General features: G+C 38.0%; 21 protein-coding genes. 12 read left to right on the top strand and 9 right to left on the bottom strand.

The window, feature by feature from the left end; translation table 11 throughout:
* Positions 1-126: 126 nt before the first annotated feature.
* Positions 127-2,187, bottom strand: coding sequence for a catalase (locus NSQ77_RS08765; RefSeq protein WP_339230378.1), 2,061 nt, complete (start codon positions 2,185-2,187; stop codon positions 127-129).
* 163 nt (positions 2,188-2,350) lie between these two features.
* Here NSQ77_RS08765 and NSQ77_RS08760 point away from each other — a divergent pair, with 163 nt between their 5' ends.
* Both NSQ77_RS08760 and NSQ77_RS08755 read left to right on the top strand, forming a co-directional pair.
* Positions 2,351-2,488 carry a hypothetical protein gene (locus tag NSQ77_RS08760; RefSeq protein ID WP_339230971.1) on the top strand — a complete coding sequence of 46 codons (138 nt, stop codon included), beginning with the start codon at positions 2,351-2,353 and terminating at the stop codon, positions 2,486-2,488.
* A 250-nt stretch (positions 2,489-2,738) separates the two neighbouring features.
* The gene (locus NSQ77_RS08755) at positions 2,739-3,584 is read left to right on the top strand and encodes an MBL fold metallo-hydrolase (protein WP_339230970.1); all 846 of its coding nucleotides are present in this window, start codon (positions 2,739-2,741) and stop codon (positions 3,582-3,584) included.
* Positions 3,585-3,662: 78 nt separating this feature from the next.
* On the opposite strand, the gene NSQ77_RS08750 is transcribed toward NSQ77_RS08755, so the two are convergent.
* Entirely contained in the window at positions 3,663-4,571 is a 909-nt protein-coding gene (locus NSQ77_RS08750) for a sigma factor regulator N-terminal domain-containing protein (RefSeq protein ID WP_339230376.1), read from the bottom strand.
* Positions 4,571-5,062: an RNA polymerase sigma factor gene (locus NSQ77_RS08745; protein WP_339230374.1), complete on the bottom strand. Its 492-nt coding sequence runs from the start codon at positions 5,060-5,062 to the stop codon at positions 4,571-4,573. Before NSQ77_RS08745 ends, NSQ77_RS08750 begins: the two co-directional genes overlap by 1 nt.
* A 234-nt stretch (positions 5,063-5,296) precedes the next feature.
* Here NSQ77_RS08745 and NSQ77_RS08740 point away from each other — a divergent pair, with 234 nt between their 5' ends.
* Entirely contained in the window at positions 5,297-8,086 is a 2,790-nt protein-coding gene (locus NSQ77_RS08740; protein WP_339230373.1) for a UPF0182 family protein, read from the top strand.
* A gap of 155 nt (positions 8,087-8,241) precedes the next feature.
* Here the strand turns inward: NSQ77_RS08740 and NSQ77_RS08735 are convergent, their stop codons facing one another.
* Positions 8,242-9,000 (bottom strand): MerR family transcriptional regulator, encoded by a 759-nt coding sequence (locus NSQ77_RS08735; RefSeq protein WP_339230371.1) that lies wholly within the window; start codon positions 8,998-9,000, stop codon positions 8,242-8,244.
* Positions 9,001-9,088: 88 nt separating this feature from the next.
* Between NSQ77_RS08735 and NSQ77_RS08730 the strand changes: the two genes are divergently transcribed.
* From NSQ77_RS08730 to NSQ77_RS08710, 5 genes are all read left to right on the top strand, one after another.
* Positions 9,089-9,784 (top strand): type II CAAX endopeptidase family protein, encoded by a 696-nt coding sequence (locus NSQ77_RS08730; RefSeq protein ID WP_339230369.1) that lies wholly within the window; start codon positions 9,089-9,091, stop codon positions 9,782-9,784.
* A 135-nt stretch (positions 9,785-9,919) separates the two neighbouring features.
* Positions 9,920-10,963 carry an alpha/beta hydrolase gene (locus tag NSQ77_RS08725; RefSeq protein WP_339230367.1) on the top strand — a complete coding sequence of 348 codons (1,044 nt, stop codon included), beginning with the start codon at positions 9,920-9,922 and terminating at the stop codon, positions 10,961-10,963.
* Between the two features lie 20 nt (positions 10,964-10,983).
* Complete coding sequence (locus tag NSQ77_RS08720; RefSeq protein WP_339230968.1) at positions 10,984-11,217, top strand: AbrB/MazE/SpoVT family DNA-binding domain-containing protein; 234 nt, start codon at positions 10,984-10,986, stop codon at positions 11,215-11,217.
* Between the two features lie 172 nt (positions 11,218-11,389).
* Entirely contained in the window at positions 11,390-12,313 is a 924-nt protein-coding gene (locus NSQ77_RS08715; protein ID WP_339230967.1) for a LysR family transcriptional regulator, read from the top strand.
* Between the two features lie 118 nt (positions 12,314-12,431).
* Positions 12,432-13,070 (top strand): HD domain-containing protein, encoded by a 639-nt coding sequence (locus tag NSQ77_RS08710; protein ID WP_339230365.1) that lies wholly within the window; start codon positions 12,432-12,434, stop codon positions 13,068-13,070.
* 70 nt (positions 13,071-13,140) lie between these two features.
* Here NSQ77_RS08710 and NSQ77_RS08705 read toward each other — a convergent pair whose 3' ends face one another.
* The gene (locus NSQ77_RS08705; protein ID WP_339230363.1) at positions 13,141-14,196 is read right to left on the bottom strand and encodes an LLM class flavin-dependent oxidoreductase; all 1,056 of its coding nucleotides are present in this window, start codon (positions 14,194-14,196) and stop codon (positions 13,141-13,143) included.
* A 176-nt stretch (positions 14,197-14,372) separates the two neighbouring features.
* Between NSQ77_RS08705 and wrbA the strand changes: the two genes are divergently transcribed.
* The 3 genes from wrbA (at position 14,373) to NSQ77_RS08690 (ending at position 17,978) form a co-directional block, all read left to right on the top strand.
* Positions 14,373-14,984: an NAD(P)H:quinone oxidoreductase gene (wrbA, locus tag NSQ77_RS08700; RefSeq protein WP_339230361.1), complete on the top strand. Its 612-nt coding sequence runs from the start codon at positions 14,373-14,375 to the stop codon at positions 14,982-14,984.
* 156 nt (positions 14,985-15,140) lie between these two features.
* Positions 15,141-16,604, top strand: coding sequence for an aldehyde dehydrogenase family protein (locus NSQ77_RS08695; RefSeq protein WP_339230359.1), 1,464 nt, complete (start codon positions 15,141-15,143; stop codon positions 16,602-16,604).
* 435 nt (positions 16,605-17,039) lie between these two features.
* A complete protein-coding gene (locus NSQ77_RS08690) occupies positions 17,040-17,978 on the top strand; it encodes a ring-cleaving dioxygenase (protein WP_339230358.1) in 939 nt (312 codons plus the stop codon).
* A 164-nt stretch (positions 17,979-18,142) separates the two neighbouring features.
* On the opposite strand, the gene NSQ77_RS08685 is transcribed toward NSQ77_RS08690, so the two are convergent.
* Complete coding sequence (locus NSQ77_RS08685; protein WP_339230357.1) at positions 18,143-19,027, bottom strand: AraC family transcriptional regulator; 885 nt, start codon at positions 19,025-19,027, stop codon at positions 18,143-18,145.
* Positions 19,028-19,127: 100 nt separating this feature from the next.
* Here NSQ77_RS08685 and NSQ77_RS08680 point away from each other — a divergent pair, with 100 nt between their 5' ends.
* A complete protein-coding gene (locus tag NSQ77_RS08680) occupies positions 19,128-20,030 on the top strand; it encodes a DMT family transporter (RefSeq protein ID WP_339230355.1) in 903 nt (300 codons plus the stop codon).
* A 123-nt stretch (positions 20,031-20,153) separates the two neighbouring features.
* On the opposite strand, the gene NSQ77_RS08675 is transcribed toward NSQ77_RS08680, so the two are convergent.
* The 3 genes from NSQ77_RS08675 to NSQ77_RS08665 all read right to left on the bottom strand — a co-directional run bounded on the left by NSQ77_RS08675 (position 20,154) and on the right by NSQ77_RS08665 (position 22,141).
* Complete coding sequence (locus NSQ77_RS08675) at positions 20,154-21,335, bottom strand: chromate transporter (RefSeq protein ID WP_339230354.1); 1,182 nt, start codon at positions 21,333-21,335, stop codon at positions 20,154-20,156.
* Between the two features lie 15 nt (positions 21,336-21,350).
* Entirely contained in the window at positions 21,351-21,659 is a 309-nt protein-coding gene (locus tag NSQ77_RS08670) for a PadR family transcriptional regulator (protein ID WP_339230352.1), read from the bottom strand.
* 254 nt (positions 21,660-21,913) lie between these two features.
* Positions 21,914-22,141: a hypothetical protein gene (locus NSQ77_RS08665; protein ID WP_339230965.1), complete on the bottom strand. Its 228-nt coding sequence runs from the start codon at positions 22,139-22,141 to the stop codon at positions 21,914-21,916.
* Positions 22,142-22,151: the final 10 nt, after the last annotated feature.

The following is a 22,151-nucleotide window of genomic DNA, read 5'->3' as shown; positions in this document are numbered from 1 at the left end:
AAGAAGTTGATCAAATGTTTGATTAACAGCTGTCTGCTGCCTGGAAGAGGAGTATCGTTTTCCTGAACGTAAAAAGAGATGGAAAAAGCTTTACCGTCTTGATGCTCTTCCCCTCTCTCATGAATACTATCTTCTGTCCCAAAACCGCTGCTGAGCAATGGCAGAAACAAACTCCTCCCCAAATCCTGGATTATTCGCAGCAAAAACAACACCAGCTAAATTATTGTTTTCTGAAGTCTGGATAAATGGCTGTCCAGTAGAGGCTACACCAATTGGCTTATAGTGTTTATAGGCCACATGGACGTATTCTGTAATATCAGCATTGAATTTTGCCTGATTTCTCGAACTTCCACCAACAACGTAAAGGGAGTCAACCAGATAAGGACTTGAAGTAATAAATGTTTTATCAACTTTCAGTGTTGTGCCATCCGTACCGGTAACTGTACCAAGCCTTTCGCTTATGATGACAACAAAAATACCGTATTGCTGTAAGGTGTTAAGGACATTTGCTACTTCATTACCATTAAATCCATCGCCAATCAGTACACCCACTTTTTGTGTATATGCATATTTCGGTGTACTGGTCTGGCTAAGAGAAGAATAGCTTGTAGAAACAGGAACATTGGACCCGCTTGGACGGTTCACTCCAATATTATCAGCTACGATATTAGCCATTTCCTTATCCACTTTGACAAGTATATCCACAACTTGCTGACGAACCGATTCACTCTTTACACTGCCAACTTGATAGCTTAGTCCCTCGATCGTATGCTGCTTTTCAATTGGGCTCAAACTATTCCAGAATATCCGCGGCTGTGAAAAGTAATCTTTGAACGAGTCGCTCCTGGCCCTAATTTTGTAGCCGTCTACTTTGCCAGGATAATCTTTGTAGCCGCCTTCTTCTGGGGGAACCGTATATGGTGTGTTATCTGCCAGCGAGTTTTCATGATAGTTTACTTTGTCTACATCGATCCGCTGGCGCATATAACCTCGCCGCTGATTATTATGAAATGGGCATATCGGCTTATTGATTGGCAATTCAACATAATTGGCGCTGCCGAGCCGATGCTGTTGTGTATCTCTGTACGCCAATAGTCTACCTTGTAAAACAGGATCGTTGGAAAAATCAATTCCTGGAACGACATTTGCAGGGTTAAATGCGACCTGTTCGGACTCTGTATGGTAATTATCAATATTTCGATTTAATGTCAACTTACCAATCATTTGTACAGGAACGACCTCTTCTGGCCAAAATTTTGAAGGATCCAGAACATCGAAATCGAAGTTAAATTCATCTTCCATCGAAATCAATTGAACGCCAAGCTCATATTCAGGATATGCACCATTATCAATGGCTTCCCTGAGATCCCTTCTGTGAAAATCTGGATCAAGTCCGCCAATTTTCAGCGCTTCATCCTGAAGCAGGGAATGGACACCAAGCACCGGCTTCCAAACATACCTCACAAAAGTTGCTACATCTTGATCGTTAACGAATAGATACGTATTAATAGACCAGGATTCCATCATGCGATAGCTTCTTAAAATACCCCGATCTGACATAATCCACAGTACCATATGAAGAGATTCAACGTTATTGGCCACATAGTCCCAAAAGCGGTCATGTGCTCCACTTGCTGTCGGTATATCATCTGCTTGCTTTGATTGGTACGCATGCATTACATCCGGAAACTTCATTGCATCCTGATTAACTAAAACAGGCATTGCAATCGTTGTAAGATCGACGTTTCCTTCTTCTGTATAAAGTTTAACGCCTTTACAGCGTAAATCCCTTGCTGTATCGTAGGACCCTTTGCCACCTTGTACAGTAGAAAAACGGACAGTTAATGGCGTCTTTTTCCCAGCTTCCTGTAAGAAGTCTGCCTTAGTAACATGTCTCATGGACTGATAACATTCAAACTCGCCATAAGCACTGTACCCTCTTGCGTGAACAACTCTTTCCGGAATTTCCTCATGAGCAAAGTGTGACATCTTCTCTAAAAACTCATAATCCTGACGTAAGGATGGTCCACGAATACCTGCTTTTAATTGATCCTGATCCTGCGATCTTTTTTTACCTTCCTGTGTTGTCATTGGTTGGCCATAGTCGCTTATACGGGACTGGTCTAGTTGCTCTTGCTTGATGTCTTGATTAATACGTTTGTGGTTTTCTGATGACTTATCCTTCATGTAATCACCCTTTCAAAACCTTGAGATATAAGTACCATTTATATACTTACGTTTCTCAAAGAAATTTAGAACTCACCATACCTATCACAACCCATGTGTACAGTGAAAATTGGGTAGAACAAAATTTAGAAGTAATCAGGCGCTATTTGTCATTTCTGTTCCTGTGAATTTAACCGGTATTCCAAGTTTATCTGTGCCGATGAGATTAGATAATAAAGGTCTCCCTGTTGGTATGCAGTTCATTGGGGACATTTTGCTGAAAAATAGCTGCTGCAGCTCGGGAAAGCATGGGAGGGTATAGCCCCACTAAGAATTTTTAAAACGGTATGATGCTTATTCAGATCCTGTCGTTTTGTGGTGCAAATGCCTTATTATATATTCGTTGTCAAGATCTTCAGTAGTTTTTTCAAAAGTACATACATTGGATGGTTATCCCTAATAATAAAGATGTTTAAAATGGTGCTTTATAGGATATTTATAGACCAAATGGCACTAAAAACTACGACAAATGAAAGTGGTGAAATCTCGTGGAAAAGGACATACAAAATAGCATGAATGATTCAATGGATGGTCATTTTTTGCCAATGTATTCGATGACGAGTGGAATTGGCCAAGAGGTTCTTCCTGATCTTTACTGCTATACGAACCAAATTGTAAACGTGTGCTGTGTAGGGAATCCCGAGCAATCGGAAGAGTGGGTTTTGGTTGACACAGGTATGCCCGAATCAGCAGGTCGGATTGTGGAAATAGTGGAAGAACGCTTTGGGGAAGATAGTAAACCTAAAGCAATCATATTAACACATGGCCACTTTGACCATGTGGGAGCAGTTGTGGATTTAGTGGAAAAATGGGGAACGAAGGTATATGTACATGAAGCAGAATTGCCTTTTTTAACTGGAAAACAAGACTATCCAGAACCTGATGGATCTGTTGAAGGCGGACTTGTGGCAAAAATGTCACCAATGTTTCCAAATGAAGCGGTTGATTTAGGAAGCAATGTGGAAGCATTGCCTGCGGATGGAAGTGTTCCACACATGTCTGGCTGGAAATGGGTTCACACACCAGGACATGCTCCCGGTCATATTTCTTTATTCAGGGAGAAAGACCGTGCCCTTATTGCTGGTGATGCCTTTGTTACAGTGAAACAAGAATCACTTTACAAGGTAATGACTCAAGAAGTGGAAATTAACGGTCCACCGAGGTATTTAACGACTGATTGGTCTGCTGCTTGGGAATCAGTTAAAAAGCTGGAACAATTAAACCCTGCTATTGCGGTAACTGGTCATGGACAACCAGTATCCGGGGAAGAGCTTTCCAAAGGGTTAGCAAGGCTGGTTAAGGAATTTGACCGGATTGCCATACCAGATTATGGGCGATTTGTAGATCCCAAACATTGATCCAGACCTTTATAAAACGAAGAGAGTTACCCAAAAGCTCAATAAGATTCTTTCTGAGTCACTCTCTTCGTTTTGCTATCATTTATCAGGTTTTATATAGGGAACCATCTCTGCAGTGGCTCCTATAGAGGAACCACGAATAAAATCTTGATCCTCTAATGTTTTAAAGTTTTGGGTTTGGCCGGTCAGCATGACTCCAAGTATTTTCACTTTATCAACATGCTTCTGTTTATTATTATCAAGAAACTCCCCAAGGGTTTTGTCATCCACTCGTAAATTATATTTTTCCAGCTCATCCATGAAATACTCGTATGATTCTTGGGGCGAATCAGAAGGGTCAAATCCATAAATCGGCACACCAGAAGGTCCACTGCTTTCATCGGCAATTGGTGAGGTCATATATAACCAGACAATGTTTAAGTTATCTGGAATTTTTTCTTGTATTTCTTTTAATGTTAATGGCTCATCAAAAGATACGGCAACTTCTGCAACGTGGTTTTCTAATTGTGAGACTTCCTCAAGTTCACTTTGTACATAAAAGTATTCATTAATAGATGGGTGGTAAAATGTCGCTACTTTATTTTTGGTTTGTTTATCATATTCATAGAACTCCGTATCCGACCAATAAAATCCAGGAATTCTTTCATTGTGATCTATGCTTGTGCGAATCCAATCATATGAGCTTGTGAGTGTGCTCCATGGGACAACATATCCATTAATATTTTTAGAGCGATTGGTCACAATGTTACCACCAAACATCGTACTATTACTGGTGACTTGGGAGTCGATTTGGATATTCGGTTCGGAAATGGCATTATGCAAAAACAGCTGCTCGTGAAGTCTGGACGAACTTTGGGCTGCAAAATAATTGCCTGTTTTATATAAAATCGGTAATAGAACAAGTAAGACGATAATTGATATGAGGATTATTTTCAATACTTGCTTTCGTTTAGCTTTTTTTAAAGCTGCTTTTAAGGAATCATTCATTAATGTTTTCCTCCTAATCTTAATTGAATCGATTGGCGTGCGCGGTATAATTTTTGTTTAACGCTGTTGGTTTTGATGTTCAATATGGACGCAATTTCTTCATATGAAAAGTGATAATAATATTTCAAAAGGAAAATTTCTTTGTATTCTTTTTTGACGTCTTTTAATAAATGGAAAATTTCATCCTGATTTAAAATGGCATCGAATTCATGATCTGAGTGTGCAAGCTTTGTATAAATCTTCTCTGTTAAGTACAGATTCTGATGCTCCTTTTTTCGTTTCAGATCAATATATTGATTCAGTGCCACTCTAAAAAACCAGGGACGAAGACTTTTCTCTGTGATATCGTCCAACAGTGTATAAACCTTATAAAATGTATCTTGGATGATATCTTCCGCATCTTCTTTCATAGCTCCCTTCGTACGTAATAGATGAAATACTTCCTCTCCTAATTGAATAAGATAAGAGGTTAGCATATTTTCATTTTTCATCTCTTATCCTCCCTATACTTATACAACGAATGACGAATATTAAATGTATACACGAAAATGAATAATCAAAGATTCAGCATAAAGTGTATATCATATTGCCCTTAATAATAGAACAGCCAAAAATGACTTCTCCATGCATTATTGCTAAAATAATAGAATAGATAATAATACATAGGCATCGGTCACATTTTCTTGGGAAAATAAGAACTGGATGCAACCGATAAAGGAGGCTATATGGACTTTAATGTTAATATAAACCGTAAACAAATGAAAAAAATCCAAAAATTCGGTGGTTGGACTGGAGCGATTATTGGAATTCTGTTTCTTCTTTTCATTTTTGGTACAGTCGCTTTCCAATGGATTACAGAATATATTTGGATGGATTCCATTGATTTTGGTACCGTGTTCACGACAATACTAGGCAGTAAACTCACGCTTGCAGCCGCTGGTTTTGTCATCTTTGGGTTTGTAACTTGGTTAACTGTCTTTTGGATACGCAGAACCTATTTAAGCCATTTTGACCACCATCAGCTTCCCGCATTCTTCTCTCAAAAGAAAGTAATCATGAATGGAGTAATTATCGCAATTGCTGTATTCGCAGGACTTATTGGAAGTATTATTGTACAGGGAGTGGGCTGGGAGCCGCTTTTAAAACTCTTAAACTATGAAACTTTTGGAGAAACTGATCCAATCTTCAACCGAGATATTTCTTTCTACATGTTTGTACTGCCATTTTTAGAAATTATAATCAATATTTTACTGGGATTAAGCTTTTTCATGCTTGTCGTTGTGATTGCAGCATATTCTGTTTTTCATATGTATCGCATGAATCGTTCTGCGCAAATTCATCTTGGACTAACCATTGCTGTTATTGGGGTATTGTTAGCGGGCACACACTTACTGTCACCTTTTAAAACATTACTGACGAATCAAGTGAATGTATTTCAAACTAGTGTGGTACATGGCCTAAGCTATACCGACCGCATCATTAATATTCCTGTATCCTATATTCTAGCTGCGGTTGCAGTTATCGGAGCGATTTGGGTTATTCTTACACTGCGAAAAGGCAATATCAATTCAATGTTAATTCCAATTGTTATGTATATTGCAGTCATCATTCTTGGACAAGGAGTTTCAGCAATTGTTCAAAACTATATGGTAGAGCCAAATGAATTTCAGCGCGAACAGCCTTATTTAGAACATAATCTAAGTTATACAAGGCAGGCTTATGATCTTGAAGAGATTAATATCACAGAACACCCGGGTAATCAGGATTCATTGGATGAAGAGATGATTGAAAATAATGAGCTGACCATTAACAACGTGCGAATTAATGATTCTCGTCCATTACTGGATATTTATAATCAATTGCAGACATTCCGGACGTATTATCAATTTAATGATATCGATGTTGACCGTTATGAAATCGATGGTGATTATCAGCAAGTATTTATTGGTGCAAGAGAATTGAATACCGAGGATCTGCCAGAGCAGGCCCAGACCTGGGTAAATAAGACATTGCGCTATACACATGGATATGGGGTTGCAATGAGCCAAGTAAATGATATTACTTCACAAGGACAACCGCAATATATTGTAAGGAATCTCCCTCCTGAAGGGGAAGTTAATGTTGAACGACCGCAAATCTATTTTGGAGAGTTGGATTATCCAAACGTTATCGTTAATTCAGCGGTTGATGAATTCGACTATCCATCAGGTGAGGAAAATATGACCAATCGTTATGAAGCAGATAAGGGAATCCAGTTAAGCGGCTGGAATCGAATGTTATTTGCTCTAAATGAAGGATCATTCCGTATGCTTGTCTCGGATCAGTTATCCAAGGAAAGCCAGCTGCTCGATACACGGAATATCATGGATCGAGTGAATCGGATTGCACCATTTTTCGAATACGATGAAGATCCGTACGTCATTGTGCGTGATGATGGTTCGCTTGCATGGATAATTGATGCATATCTTGTAGAACAAGGCTATCCATATGCAGAAAATTACCAAGACAACAAAAATTATATTAAAAATGCAGCGAAAGTTATGGTCGATGCTTATACCGGAGAGGTTCATTTCTTTGTGACTGAACCAGATGATCCATTGCTTCGAACATATCAAAATATCTTTCCTGATTTGTTTACAGCAGAAATTCCAGAAGACATCAGCAGTCATTTCCGTTATCCAGAAAGATTGTTTTCGATACAAGCAAACAAATATGGTACGTACCATATGACTAATCTGGAAATTTTTTATAACCGAGAAGACCGCTGGGAGTTCCCGACGGAGCATTACTTTAATGAAGATATTGAAATGGAGCCGTATTATGTAACAATGAAGCTTCCAGAATATGAAGAAGAAGAGTTCATTTTAATGATGCCATATACACCGAGGAACCGGCAAAATATGGTTGGGTGGATTGGCGTGCGCAACGACGGTGACCATTATGGAGAAAAATTTGTCTACCGTTTTCCAAAACAGGAAAATGTCTATGGTCCGCAGCAAATAGAAAACCGGATCAATCAGGACAGCGTTATTTCACAGGAGTTAAACCTATGGTCGCAAGGTGGTTCTCAAGTTATCCGCGGAAACTTGTTGTCCATTCCGCTTGGAGATACGATGCTTTATGTGGAGCCAATCTATATTGAATCTTCCAATGAAACATCATTGCCAGAAGTAAAACAGGTTGTGGTTGCTTATCAGGATCATATCGTTATGGAAGAAACCTTTGATGGAGCATTGGAGCGTATACTTGAACTTGCCAGAGGTGATATCGACGCAAGTGACTTGCAGCCTGAAGGACCGTCAGCAGAAGATGCCCAAGAGGACGATGGACAATCAACTGAAACGGAAACGGAAGAGCCATCTGCTCCCGAAACCTCAGTTGATTCAGACCAATTACTGCAGGAATTCTCCGAGCTGTTTAGCAATTATCAAGATGCCCTTTCTAATGGGAATTGGGAAGAAGCAGGAGAAATTATGACAGAGATTGAAGCACGATTGGAACAAGCAAATCAATAATGAATTTATAAGGGATGAGCGCCACTATTGTTGGTGCTCATCCCTTTTTAGGAAGGGACATCTCTAAACAATAGAACGAATAACCGCCGATACACCACCGAAAAATGAAACATTCCTTTAGGGGCAACCGTATGTTATCATCCCTGTTCCTGAACCTATGCCTTCTGTTCTTCTAAACAAACAACAGCCTCTTCCAAAAAAACGATGACTTCTTTATCAATTGGATACAAATTCAAATCCGAGGACAATTCCTCAGAACGACGCGCTTCCCAAAATTTATCGGCTAGTTCTTTATTTCCTTTAAATGTTTCCTCTGACAATAGCAGAGCATCTTCTGCGATTAATTGACCATCCCCAGATTGGGGGGTCTTTCCCTCTTTTAAACATAGCTCTATCCGCTTGATGATATTAATCCACTTTGTTATTTGGTCAGGTACATGTTCCATTTTTGGCAGCTTTTTGGCTAATAAAGCTTGTTCCTCTTCATTGAATAGCGTCTCCATGATTTTCATTTTCTTTTGTTGTTTTGCAATTTGGTTTTCCTCAGACAGGAGCGGCAATAATTGATTCCATTGAATATCTCCTTCTAATTTAATTGTATTGATTAATGTATTTGTATGATGAATGGATTGTTGCAGCTGTTTCATTTCCTGCTCAAGTTGCTCTTTGTGGACCAGAAGCGTTTTGTGGATCGTGATGTGGTTTATTATTTTCTGAATGTCCTCTAATGACATGGAGGTTGCTTTCAGCAATAAAATTTTCTGCAGCAGCAAGATATCTTCATTTGAGTAGTAGCGTCTCCCATTATCTTTTTTTAACGTAGGTTCAACAAGGCCGATTTGATCATAATAACGCAAGGTTCGTAACGAAAGGTTTAGTTTTTTCGCGACTTCCCCCGTAGAAAAGTAATCCATTATAATCCCTCCTAAAATACTTGCAGGTTACGTAACGTCACCATTTATATTGAATGTACCATAACAATTGTACAGGGGGAATCATAGGTTGGAAAAAGATACATTTCGAGCAGCAGAGTGGACATATAAGGAGCTGTTTCTGCTATTATTTCTTATTCTTGTTATCGTTCCAATAGGAATTGAGTATTTATTACAGGGCTATCTTTATGACGTGTTTCAGAACAAGCTCTACGCTGGAACATTAACAGGGTTCATAATGGCGATTGTATTTATGTTGGGGCTTTATTTGGTTGCGCTAAAACCTCATCATATCGGCTGGGACGCTGTTGGAATCCGCAGATTTTCACGCAAATATTGGAAACTTATTATTGTATCTACTATTGTTCTTATCGCAGCAAGTATTTTGATAGTAATTCTCATGGAACTGGTTCATATCGGCGCAGAGAACAGTAAGACAGAAGCACTGCAACAAGATATAACTTGGTTTACATTTAGTATTGGTTTTATCTCAGCTGCAATCATTTCTCCAATATATGAAGAAATATTCTATCGTGGCTTTCTTTATAAATGGTTTCGGGTAAAATGGGGCGTTGGAGCGGGTATGTTATGCAGTTCATTTATTTTTACAATTGTTCACCTACCAACGTATAATACATTACCTGTTAACTTTGCTTCTGGAATTATATTTGCATGGACTTATGAAAAGTCTGGTTCTGTTTTGCCGGCGATGATTGTACACGGAGTTTTTAATGGACTTGCGATAATTCTTACAGCGCTCGGTTAAACATTAGAGAATGAGTACCTGGATAATATAGGTGCTCATTTTTTAGTTAAGTAAACAAGTTGCGCCTTTATAGAAATAAAAGTATCATTAGTATGTAAAGTATGAAAAGCAATACTTGAAGAGGTGATTACCTAAATGGCATTTACGATTGGAATCGTTGTGTTTGTGATTCTGTTCTTTGGCAGTTATTTTTACACAAATATAAAGTACGATACAAAGCTTATTAAGATATTGTACAAAGCTGGTTTCATTGAAAAACAAGTAACATTGGCTGATGGAACAGTGTTAAATTATGGAGAAGGCCCTAATAATGGAAAGCAAGCCCTTTTATTGATTCACGGTCAAGCAGTGACATGGGAGGATTATGCCAAAGTCTTACCGAATCTTGCTGAGCATTTCCATGTGTTTGCAGTTGATTGTCATGGCCATGGGGAATCATCGATGAACCCAGAAAAATATAAAGCTAAATTGATGGGGGAAGATATTAAGTGGTTTATTGAAAATGTTATAGGTGGGCCTGTTGTCGTATCAGGTCACTCTTCTGGTGGCTTGCTGACAGCCTGGCTAGCAGCAAATGCACGAGAACATATTAAAGGCATTGTCATTGAGGATGCGCCTTTTTTCTCTACCAAGCCAGGAAGGCGTGAATCGACTTATGTTTGGGTCGATGGATTTAACAGATATCATGAATTCACACAGCAAAATGAGGAAAAAGATTATTTCGCATACTATTTAAAACGGAGTTATTGGAAAAATGTATTCGGAGAAAAGCTCTGGAACCGATTTGCGAAGGACGCACTTTCATCCAAAAGGAAGCATCCACATAAACCGGCAAAAGTATGGTATCTCCCACCAGCGGTTAATCGAATTTGGGAGACATTGACCTATCCGTACGACCGTCGTTTTGGTGAAACATTTTATACCTATTCTTGGTTTGACGGCTTTGATGAAGCAGAAACACTTTCAGGGATTCAATGCCCAGCCGTTTTTATTAAGGCATCGACAAGGTATGATAAAAATGGGGTTATGCTTGCGGCGCTTAGTGAAGAAGATACCGAGCGTGTTATGGAGCTGATTGATGGAGGTAAGCGAATAAATATAAAATCAGGTCATGATGTGCATTATGATCAACCTAAAGCGTTTATTAAAATTGTACTTGATTTTGCGGAAGAGCTTTAAAGAGAGAGGCAGGAATGAAGATGGCAAATCCAGAAGGTAAGCATATATTTGGTGTTGTTAAAGTAGGAACGAAAGGGCAGATTGTTATTCCAAAAGATGCTAGAGACATATTTGATATTAAACCGGGTGATTCTTTGTTAATGCTTGGAGATGAAAAACAAGGAATTGCATTAGTTAAACAAGATGCATTTTTTGAATTTGCGGATTCAATCTTGAATGCGAAAGAGATTGATGATTCTGGTGAAAAAGAGTAAGAAAAAAAGTGTCCATAATAAGGTTGACGGTATTACTTTATATAGCCATGAAATTATATCTATCATGAAAGGTTTTGGTGTCAAAATAACTAACTCTTTGTGATTTACCTTTCTATGTTAAAATGAAGTATCGAATATTTCTTAATTCTTTGGTCAGAAAGGGTGAAATCATATCGAATTACGACATTTAGAATATTTCTTAATGGTTAGCAAAGAAATGCATTTTACAAGAGCTGCCGAAAAACTGGGTATCTCACAGGCGACATTGAGTCACCAGATTAAGATGCTAGAACAAGAGATTGGACATGCGCTTTTTAATCGTATTAGTAAAAGGATTGAGCTTACGAAAGTTGGAGAAATTGTTCGACAAGAAGCATTAACGATACAACATTCTTTACAAAGCATATCAACTCAAATTAATGCATTTGCGAATATGGAATATGGAGAGCTGAAAATTGCTGTATTGCCGGGGGAGATTACGGATTTAGTATCAACATTGTGTGTCAAATTCACTCAATTGTATCCCAACATTAAAGTCGTTGTTCAAACGACAGATCAAGTGGAAACAGCCGTTTTAGAAAACCAAGCTGATTTTGGTATTGGTTTTACTTTAGAGCACAATAATATGCTGCAGGCAACGAAATTATACGATGATGAATTTTACTTGATTAGTAATCAAGGGAATGAAGGCGAGGAAGCTCTGCCATTCTCTAATGTTTTAGATAAACCACTTATATTATTTCCGCCAATCCATCAATGTAGAAAAATACTAGAAAAAACAAGTCGGTCGTTTGGGAGACAATTAGAACCTATAGTCGAAACTTCTAGTGTTGAATCTATTTTGAAGCTCGTCCGAAATGGAGTAGGAAACAGTGTTGTTTCGCGTACATTATATGAATTTTATGATACCGAGGATTTGTATCTTCAACCGATTGAAAATCCTACGTTGGAAAGAACGGTATATCTAGTGATGAAAAAGAATTGCTTTGTTGATTATGCAACACGTAAATTTATACAATTATTAGTTGAGGAAATTGAAAAGCTGCGTTTCCATACAGAAAAGGCTGCTATAGCTTCTTTACAAAAATCCTTATAATAGATTTCATCTATCATTATCATAGAAATGATAGTATAGGAAAGTGGAGAAATCTTACATACAATAGAGATAGTTCATATAGGAGTGAGCTTTCAAATTGTAAAGGGGGTTTTTAATGATGATACAGGAAGTAGCAGGTATTAAAATTCCAGATTCTAAATTGGCAAAGGATGCAGCAGATATTCTACGAGAGTATGGCAATGACTTATTGTGGAATCATTCCAATCGTGTGTTTTTATTTGGTGCAGTCAATGGTGTAAACGCCAAGCAGAAGTATGACTTGGAGCTATTGTATGTTAGTGCATTGTTTCATGATTTAGGATTAACGAAACAGTATAGTAGTCCAGATTTGCGATTTGAGGTAGATGGTGCAAATGCAGCAAGAAGCTTTCTGCAGCAGTATCAAATTCCCGATGGGGCGACCCAACTTGTATGGGATGCAATTGCGTTGCATACAACACCAGGGGTTGCAGAACATAAAGAGTCTGAAGTTGCATTACTCTTTCATGGCGTTGGTTTAGATGTAATGGGAGATGGTTTTGAGACATTCCCTAAAGATTTGCGAGAGGAAATTATCCAAGCTTTTCCGCGAAATAATTTCAAACAAGAGATTATCCCAGCGTTTTATGAAGGCTTTAAGCATAAGCCAGAGACAACGTTTGGTAATATGAAAGAAGATGTTGTTCAATATTTTAGACCGGAATATAAAAATAAAAACTTCTGTCAATGTATTTTGCATTCGCCTTGGTCTGAATAGGTTGCGATATAAAAAGGAAAACAGGTACTTCCAAATGTGGAAATGCCTGTTTTTTATGAGAAGGTATTGATTATGCCTGTTCGGATGCTTCCCAATTCGATATTTCATCACGTACAAGAGGTGCAACCTCAGTTCCCAATAATTCAATTGCCTTCATGACGTCTGCATGTGGCATGGAGCCAACTGGAACATGAAGCATAAACCTTGTAATGCCTACATTTTTACGCAGGAAGATAATTTTTTCGGCAACGGTTTTCGCATCGCCTACATATAAAGCTCCTTCTAGGCTTCGGGCTTGATCGAATGTATTCCGTGTGTATGGTCCCCATCCTCGCTCTTTCCCAAGTATATTCATTGATTGAGCAGTTGATGGGAAGAATTTGTCCGCTGCGATATCTGTTGTTTCAGCAACAAACCCATGTGAATGAGAAGCGACCGTCAGCTTAGATGGATCATGGCCGCTTTCTTTGGCAGCTCTTTGATAGAGCTTAACAAGTGGTGCGAACTGTAATGGACTGCCGCCAATAATCGCAAGAACTAATGGAAGACCAAGCAAGCCGGCACGTACGACGGATTCTGGTGTACCTCCACTCGCTATCCAAACTGGTAATGGGTCCTGAACTGGGCGTGGATAAATACCACGATTTTCGATAGAAGGACGATGTTTTCCATTCCAATTTACAAACTCTGAAGATTGAATTTGTAAAAGTAAATCTAATTTTTCGTCGAATAATTCATTGTAATCATTTAAATCATAGCCGAACAACGGGAAAGACTCAATAAAAGAACCGCGGCCAGCCATAATTTCTGCACGTCCATTAGAAATAGCATCAACCGTAGAAAATTCCTCAAATACCCGAACTGGATCGTCTGATGAAAGAACAGTTACTGCGCTTGTAAGTCGAATGCGATTTGTCTGAGATGCAGCTGCTGCCAGTATTACTGCTGGTGCAGAGCCAGCATAATCTTTACGGTGATGCTCTCCGACGCCGAACACATCTAAACCAACCTGATCCGCTAAAACAATCTCCTCAACCACCTCACGAATTCGCTCCGCATGGCTAATTACGTTACCTGTATTTGTATCTGGAGTTGTTTCAACAAATGTTGTCACACCAATTTCCATGTTATAACCTCCGTTTAGTATCTAAAGTTATCATTTATAATGTAACTTTAGATGATTTTCAGCGGTTTTGAAAGAAATAATACTTTTTAAAAGTCTGGTAAGAGCCATTAGAGAGGAGGAATAAAAATGAGAGTTTGTAGACAAGCTAATTGCAAAAACAAAGGAGAATAGAAAATATGTCAAATGTTAAATTAGCAGTTGTTTTTTATAGTATGGGTGGTACAAACTATCAATTAGCAAAATGGGCAGAAGAAGGAGCACAAGCAGCAGGTGCTGAAGTAAGGATATTAAAAGTACAAGAATTAGCCCCTGAATCAGTAATTGAAGGAAATGAAGGATGGAAAGCAACTGTAGAAGCAACAAAAGACGTTCCGGTTGCAGCGTCCGAGGATATTGAATGGGCAGATGCTATCATCTTCAGTGTTCCGACGCGATTTGGGAATATGCCATCTCAAATGAAGCAATTCCTGGATATTCAAGGTGGTTTATGGGCTCATGGAAAAACGATGAATAAAGTAGTGAGTGCAATGACTTCCGCGCAAAATCCGCATGGTGGGCAAGAAGCCACTATTTTATCATTGTATACTTCTATGATGCACTGGGGCGCCATTATTGCAACTCCTGGTTACACAGATCCTGTTATTTATGGTGCAGGTGGAAATCCATACGGAACAAGCGTAACAGTCGATCAAGAAGGCAAAATGATTGAAGATGTGAAGGGTGCTGTGAAACATCAGGCAAAACGTACGGTGACAGTTGCGGAGTGGGTTAAAAGGGGAAATCAATAAAGCTATTTCATAGAGGCATGAGCTCGATATATACATTCGACTCGTGCCTTTTAATTTTCCCTTCATTGTAAGTTTAAGCAGACCCGTGTTTAAGAATATTTTTACTTAGATGGGGAAAGAAGTATATTAGAAGTCATTCTAGAGAGGTGTGTACGAGTGGAAAACATTATAGAGAATTATAATAGAAATTATATTGATGGAAAGTGGGTAGAAGGAGCTGCAGGGACTAAAGAAAATATTGTTAATCCTTATGATAATTCCGTAATAACCTCTGTTAAATTGGCATCGTTAGAACAATTAAAGCATTCATTTGAGGTCGCAGAGGCTAAACAAAATGAATGGGCACATTCTTCTGTGAGCGATAAAAAGGCAGTATTCCGAAAAGCTGCGGAGTTTTTGCAGAATAATTCAGAGCAGATTATAACAATTATTAGTAGAGAAACTGGTGGTACACTGCTCAAAGCAGAATTAGAGTTAAATCTTACTATTGAGGTATTGAAAGAAACATTTAATTACATGGAATCCATTGATAAAGTAATAGAACTTCCTTCGACAATTGAGGGGAAAGTAAATAAAGTTTATCGTCAGCCACTCGGTGTGATTTCATCTATCTCGCCGTTTAACTTTCCAATGAATTTATCGATGAGATCGATTGCACCAGCAATTGCACTGGGAAATACAGTTGTTCATAAAGCGGATTTACAGGTTGGATTGACAGGTGGCTCTATTATTGCAAGAGCATTTGATTATGCAGGATTGCCTAATGGAGTATTCCAATCAATCCTTACAACTCCAGATGAAATCGGCGATGAAATGCTGGAAAACCCGGTTATACAATTAATAGCTTTTACTGGTTCGACTGGATTTGGCAAGCATATAGGTAGAGTTGCTGGGGAAAATCTCAAGCGTGTCGCATTAGAGCTGGGTGGAAATAACCCATTTATTGTTCTGCAGGATGCGGACGTTGATAAGGCAGTGGAAGCAGCTATCTTCGGGAAGTTTATGCACCAGGGGCAAATTTGCATGTCCATAAACCGGATTATTGTTCACGAAGATTTATATGAAGCATTTACAAATAAATTCATAGAACAAGCTGCGAAATTACCGTACGGGGATCAAACAAATCCAGACACGGTTATTGGCCCGCTTATTAATGAAAATCAAATAAAAAAAGTGCTTGAAACGATTGAAAAGGCAAAAAAAGATGGTGTCAAGCTAGGTTTAGAAGGTAAACATGAAGGAAACGTGCTAACACCATATGTGTTTGTTGATGTCGATAACGCAGATGAAATTGCTCAAACGGAATTATTCTCACCAATAGTTTCCATCATTAAAGCTAAAACTGACAATCATGCGATTGATATAGCGAATGATACGATTTACGGTCTGACCTCTTCTATATTCACATCGGATATCAAAAAGGGTGAGGCATATGGATTGAAGATTGACAGTGGGATGACACATGTTAATGACCAAACTGTTAATGATGCATCCAATATTCCATTTGGCGGAAATAAACAAAGTGGTTTAGGGAGATTTGGAAATCCGTGGGTAGTTGATGAATTTACAAAACTAAAATGGATTTCTGTACAAAATGAATATCGAAAATTTCCATTTTAATTTAAGAAAGGCTCCTATGTATATAACATGGGAGCCGCAATTATGTTGCAGTAGCTTTTATAGCATTCATTGAGTAAACACTAATCAGAACCATCCATTTTGCCGATCGATTCTTCAAATAGAGTTGATTAGTATTTTGAGTGACTCTGTTAGACCAGAGCTGATGACCGTGGTCACTTTTGTATAATTCCACACTATATTTACTATTCCTATCACCACTTTGATTTTCGTGAAAAACAAATATAAAAAAACTTATTATACTTAATTAAAAATAAACCGTTGACATAGTGGGATCATCATGTGATAATATATTTAATTAAATATAAATTAATTAAAATTAAATTAATTAAAATAGAGTTAAAATGAAACTTAAATTTTAAACAATAATATGTAGTTTAAAGACCAAAGAAATATTAATGTGAAGGGGAGGATTTAATGAAGAAGACAGCAGGTATTCACCACATTACAGCGATTGTAGGACACCCGCAGGAAAACACCGACTTTTATGCAGGTGTATTAGGATTAAGACTAGTTAAAAAAACAATTAACTTCGATGATCCGGGCACATATCATCTTTATTTTGGTGATGATGGAGGGAAACCAGGTACGATCATTACCTTCTTTCCCTGGGCTAACGCTTATCAAGGAAAGATTGGCAGTGGACAAGTTGGCGTAACCACGTATATTATTCCAATCGGTTCCATGAACTTCTGGGAAAATAGATTAGCGAAATTCAATATCGAGCACCGAGTAGCACACCGATTCGGAGAAACATATTTGGAATTTGCCGATCCACATGGTTTGCAGCTGGAACTTGTAGAGAGAGAAAACGGAGAACCTAACAATTGGACACATGGTAGTGTTACATCAGAAGCAGCTATTAAAGGGTTTGGCGGAGCAATACTGTTATCAGCTGATCCAGAAAAGACTGGAGAAACATTGCAAAATGTAATGGGATTCGAAAAGATCGGTGAGGAAGATGACTTAATCCGTTTCAAATCTTATGGCGAAATCGGCAATATAATTGATGTGAAACAAACACCACTTGGAAGAGGACAAATAGGAGTTGGAACAGTTCACCATATAGCATGGCGGGCAAAAGACGATGAAGATCATTTGGACTGGCAGCAGCATGTAGCTAACAATGGTTATGGCGTTACAGCAGTAAGAGACAGAAACTATTTTAATGCCATTTACTTTAAAGAACATGGCGAAATTCTGTTTGAAATTGCAACAGACCCACCAGGCTTTGCTCATGATGAGTCTTACGAAACAATGGGAACAGAGCTGAAGCTGCCTGCCCAATACGAGCAGTATCGTGATCAATTAGATAAAGCTTTAATACCGATCGAGGTAAGAAACCTCGATAAATAGATATTCCATATTTTTACAGTGATACGAATGAGGAATCTCAGCCGTGTTAGAAAGAAATATATTGTTTACCTTTACAGATGGAATCTAATTAGATAGTTAAACAAACATTTGATCAAAGGTAATGCAGAGTCTGCTTCGATCCAATTAAAAGAAGGGTTAAGAATCTAACGGTTTCTTAGCCCTTTTTCATCTCTATATTTTTTAGGTGTGACGTGAAATGATTTTTTGAATTTATCAATAAAGTAACTAACACTAGAAAATCCACATTCTATTGCAATCTCAGTAATTGTGCTTCTAGTTCCAATTAGAAGGTCAATGCTGCGCTCTAATCGATAATCAAGTATATACGTAAAAGGGGTTCTGCCAATGTGTTTCTTAAATAGTCTGTTTGTTTCAGATTTGCTTAAATAGGCTATTTCAGCAAGTGTTTCTAATTTAATTTGTGTTCTATAGTGTGTATGAATATATTCCAGAATATTTTTTACCCGTTGGTCGTAAATCGGATAACGATTGGATGATTCAAGTACAATCTCATGCAGCAATTCTTTTATACAGATCAGATATTGAATGGTTATGATCAATTCAAATGATTTTTCTTTGTTAATATAACATTTATAGCTGGTTAAGATAGCCTGTATAATGCGGCTATGCCTTTCTTTTGAAGGGTTAAAAATGACATACGGTGTGTTGCCCTCCTGTATTAAAGGAAGGATGTATTTAGTTTGGATGTGTTTATCGAATAATGTAATCCCGATATTCCAGCAAATATATGTAGCATTTAATGTTTTTGCTTGGATTTCATGGATAACCCCAGAATTGATAAAAAATCCGGAACCTTCCTTAAGGTTTATTTTTTCCCCCAAAATATGAAGTTCTACTGTGCCTTTTATTACAGCGACAAATTGTAATTCCTCATGCCAATGTAAAGGGATATAACCTAAGAGCGTCTTTGAAATGTTTGTGCATTCTATGGAATGTAACCAATCTGGTTCTGTATATGGAATGATTTCTTCATTCATTGAATTTAGGATAATATCTCTTTTTTTCATCGTATCACCTCAATATTTATATATTTTTTGACTCTATTTGTATATAATTATTGGGTTTACTAAGGTATAGTAATCATATCTTAATATTATAGGTGATATTATGAAAAATACAAACAATCGTATAGTGGGAATTATTTATGTTCTATTAGGAGCGAGTTTTTGGGGGATTGGTGGAACAGCAGCACATTACTTATTTGAAACAGCTCATATCAATGTGAATTGGTATGTTTCAACCAGACTCGTACTTAGCGGGATATTACTATTGGGAATGCAATTGCTGCTATCAGGTAGAGAAACTGTATTTGCGGTATGGAAAGATCCCAAAAAAAGTCTATCGCTAATTATCTTTAGTTTGTTTGGAATGTTATTAGTTCAGTATTCTTATATGGCCTCCATTGCAGAAGGCAACGCTGCTGTAGCTACCTTATTACAGTATTTAGCACCTATTTATATTATTATCTGGGTGATTTTTAGAGGTCAACAAAGAATGCAAACATCAGATGTGATTGCAATTCTGTTAACGATAATTGGGACACTGCTTTTGTTAACAAATGGTTCGTTTAAGGGGTTATCAGTTTCAAGTATTGCTGTCATTTGGGGAGTTATCTCGGGTATTTCACTTGCATTCTATACACTTTATGCGCGCAATTTGCTCCGATTTTACTCATCTGTAACAGTTGTTGGATGGGCTATGATTATTGCTGGGATCTGTATGAATGTCATTCATCCTATTTGGAAAGTTGAAATGCAGGATTGGTCGGCTGCAACTATCGGGGTGTTAGGCTTTACGATTATATTTGGTACAACGCTTGCCTTTTGGATGTTTATTAAGAGTTTGGAGTATCTGGAAGCAAAAGAGACAACATTACTGGGTACTGTCGAGCCGTTAACTGCAGTAGTCAGCAGCGTCATATGGCTAAATATTCCATTTGGGTTTTGGCAAGTTATCGGAATGGGTTTGATTTTAATGTTAGTTCTTTATTTATCGTTAGCTAAAAAGTAATAGCAGAAATGTAAATGAGTCTTGAATACCCCTGTTCATTATCTTATTAATATTATGTGAAACCAAGAAAAGGGCTATTCCAACCTCCGCTTGGAATAGCCTTTACTATCGATTAAAGAAGTTTTAAAGATACGCTATGAACAATCCGCCTATCGCACCGGATAGTACAATTACCCATGGTGGAAGTCTCCAGTAAACAAGCATACTGAATAATATTGCTGCGAGAGCAAAGTCTGCTGGAGCATGGATAGAGCTTGTCCAAATCGGGTTGTAAAGTGCAGCGATTAAAATCCCTACAACAGAAGCATTTATCCCTATTAATGCAGCTTTAATTTTCGGGTTGCGTCGTAGCGCATCCCAAAAAGGCAATGTACCTAGTATAAGAAGGAATGCCGGTAAAAAGATTGCAAATGCAGCAAACAAACCGCCTTGCCAGCCATTTATTACTGCACCAATATATGCAGCAAACGTAAATAATGGTCCAGGAACTGCCTGTGCTGCTCCATAACCTGCAAGAAATTCCTGTTCACTTAACCATCCCGTAGGAACAAATTCTTGTTCTAATAAAGGTAATACAACATGTCCCCCGCCAAAAACGAGAGAGCCAGAGCGATAAAAACTATCGAACAAAGCAATCCATTGTATCGATGTAAGATTGCGTAATATAGGAAGCAGGATGAGTAAGCCAAAAAAGAGCGTTAAGCAAATATATCCGAATCGGGCTGAGATATGGAAATGGCGAATTGTTTGTTCTTCCTTGTTGGTTTGCTGTCTGAAAAGCAGAAAACCGACAAATCCTGCTAGAATAATTGCACCAATTTGAGTGAAGGCTGTCTGCCATAACAGTGTAATAACGAGTGTAAATAGAGCTATTGTTTTTCTTTTTAAATCAGGCGTTAAATTTTGGGACATACCTAGAACTGCGTGGGCAACAACGACAACAGCAACAATTTTAAGGCCATTGATCCATCCAGCATCTTCTATTCCAAACGTATGAAGAAGAGAAGCAAAAATAATAAGTGCTATTACGGATGGTAATGTGAAACCAAGGAATGAAATAATTCCGCCAATCACTCCACCGCGCATGACCCCAATTCCTATTCCCACCTGACTGCTGGCAGGACCAGGCAAAAACTGGCAGAGTGCAACTAAATCAGCGTAGCTTTTTTCATCCATCCATTTCCGCCTTCGAATATACTCTTCATGAAAGTAACCTAAATGTGCAATGGGTCCACCAAATGACGTTAATCCAAGTCTGGTAGAAACTATTAAAATCTCTAACCATGTTTTAAGTTTATGATTCATATTTGAACTAGCCTCCTAATCTTTTATCTCTTTAAATAATTCATAGGCCTTAGCCCGGGCTTGAACAAGAATTTCTTCCCCCTTGCCAGTAGCTGTATAATACTTTCTTATTTTTCCTTCTACATTTCGGTTTTCTCTCATTAAAAGTCCATCTGATTCCATACTGTGAAGAATTGGATATAAGGTACCCGCACTAATTTCGTAGCCATGTGATTGCAGCTCTTCGTGCATCCAAGCCCCATAAATTGGATGTTCCTTTGCGTGATGCAAAATATGTATTTGGATAAATCCTAAAAAGAGCTTTCGCAGTATTTTATCTTCCAACTTTTACTCACTCCTACCTAAAAGAATATCCAATATCGAAGTTCGATATTGGATTTCGATATCTATAAAGTAACATAGCTCCAGTTCCAGTACAATGTGTTTTATTAAACCTTAACAAACTTTACATTTTCTTAATAGAAAATAACGATACGAGAACGCTTAGTAATCATAGTAAGGACATATGGTCTACGATATTAATCAGCTTTAAACCATGAAAATGATTTTTGAAGCAACGAACATGCTATGTTTAATTTTTAATAATAAAAATTCCCATAATATGGCGGGTAATATGGTGGATAAAAACCATACCCATATGGATTATAAAATGTACTAGCTAACAATCCCCCAGCCAATCCCCCGAGGAACGGCACACCGAATCCGCCAACAAATGGATGGCCAAAACCACCGTGAAAGCCTCCGAACCCTCCGTGGAATGGCCGTCGATAAAGCTCTTCATTCCAATATTGACATTGTGCTTGCATGTGAGGATAC

This window comes from Oceanobacillus sp. FSL K6-2867 (assembly GCF_037963145.1).
Lineage (GTDB): Bacteria > Bacillota > Bacilli > Bacillales > Amphibacillaceae > Oceanobacillus.
The sequence above is the reverse complement of the archived record's forward strand: the minus strand, read 5'-3'. Positions and strand labels throughout refer to the sequence as shown.

Coding starts and splice junctions, on each gene's coding strand:
- NSQ77_RS08740 (WP_339230373.1), top strand. CDS start 5,297: ATGGACTTTAATGTTAATATAAACCGTAAACAAATGAAAAAAATCCAA.
- NSQ77_RS08710 (WP_339230365.1), top strand. CDS start 12,432: ATGATACAGGAAGTAGCAGGTATTAAAATTCCAGATTCTAAATTGGCA.
- NSQ77_RS08765 (WP_339230378.1), bottom strand. CDS start 2,187: ATGAAGGATAAGTCATCAGAAAACCACAAACGTATTAATCAAGACATC.
- NSQ77_RS08755 (WP_339230970.1), top strand. CDS start 2,739: ATGAATGATTCAATGGATGGTCATTTTTTGCCAATGTATTCGATGACG.
- NSQ77_RS08680 (WP_339230355.1), top strand. CDS start 19,128: ATGAAAAATACAAACAATCGTATAGTGGGAATTATTTATGTTCTATTA.
- NSQ77_RS08675 (WP_339230354.1), bottom strand. CDS start 21,335: ATGAATCATAAACTTAAAACATGGTTAGAGATTTTAATAGTTTCTACC.
- NSQ77_RS08685 (WP_339230357.1), bottom strand. CDS start 19,027: ATGAAAAAAAGAGATATTATCCTAAATTCAATGAATGAAGAAATCATT.
- NSQ77_RS08750 (WP_339230376.1), bottom strand. CDS start 4,571: ATGAATGATTCCTTAAAAGCAGCTTTAAAAAAAGCTAAACGAAAGCAA.
- NSQ77_RS08690 (WP_339230358.1), top strand. CDS start 17,040: ATGAAGAAGACAGCAGGTATTCACCACATTACAGCGATTGTAGGACAC.
- NSQ77_RS08725 (WP_339230367.1), top strand. CDS start 9,920: ATGGCATTTACGATTGGAATCGTTGTGTTTGTGATTCTGTTCTTTGGC.
- NSQ77_RS08665 (WP_339230965.1), bottom strand. CDS start 22,141: ATGCAAGCACAATGTCAATATTGGAATGAAGAGCTTTATCGACGGCCA.
- NSQ77_RS08720 (WP_339230968.1), top strand. CDS start 10,984: ATGGCAAATCCAGAAGGTAAGCATATATTTGGTGTTGTTAAAGTAGGA.
- NSQ77_RS08735 (WP_339230371.1), bottom strand. CDS start 9,000: ATGGATTACTTTTCTACGGGGGAAGTCGCGAAAAAACTAAACCTTTCG.
- wrbA (WP_339230361.1), top strand. CDS start 14,373: ATGTCAAATGTTAAATTAGCAGTTGTTTTTTATAGTATGGGTGGTACA.
- NSQ77_RS08705 (WP_339230363.1), bottom strand. CDS start 14,196: ATGGAAATTGGTGTGACAACATTTGTTGAAACAACTCCAGATACAAAT.
- NSQ77_RS08745 (WP_339230374.1), bottom strand. CDS start 5,062: ATGAAAAATGAAAATATGCTAACCTCTTATCTTATTCAATTAGGAGAG.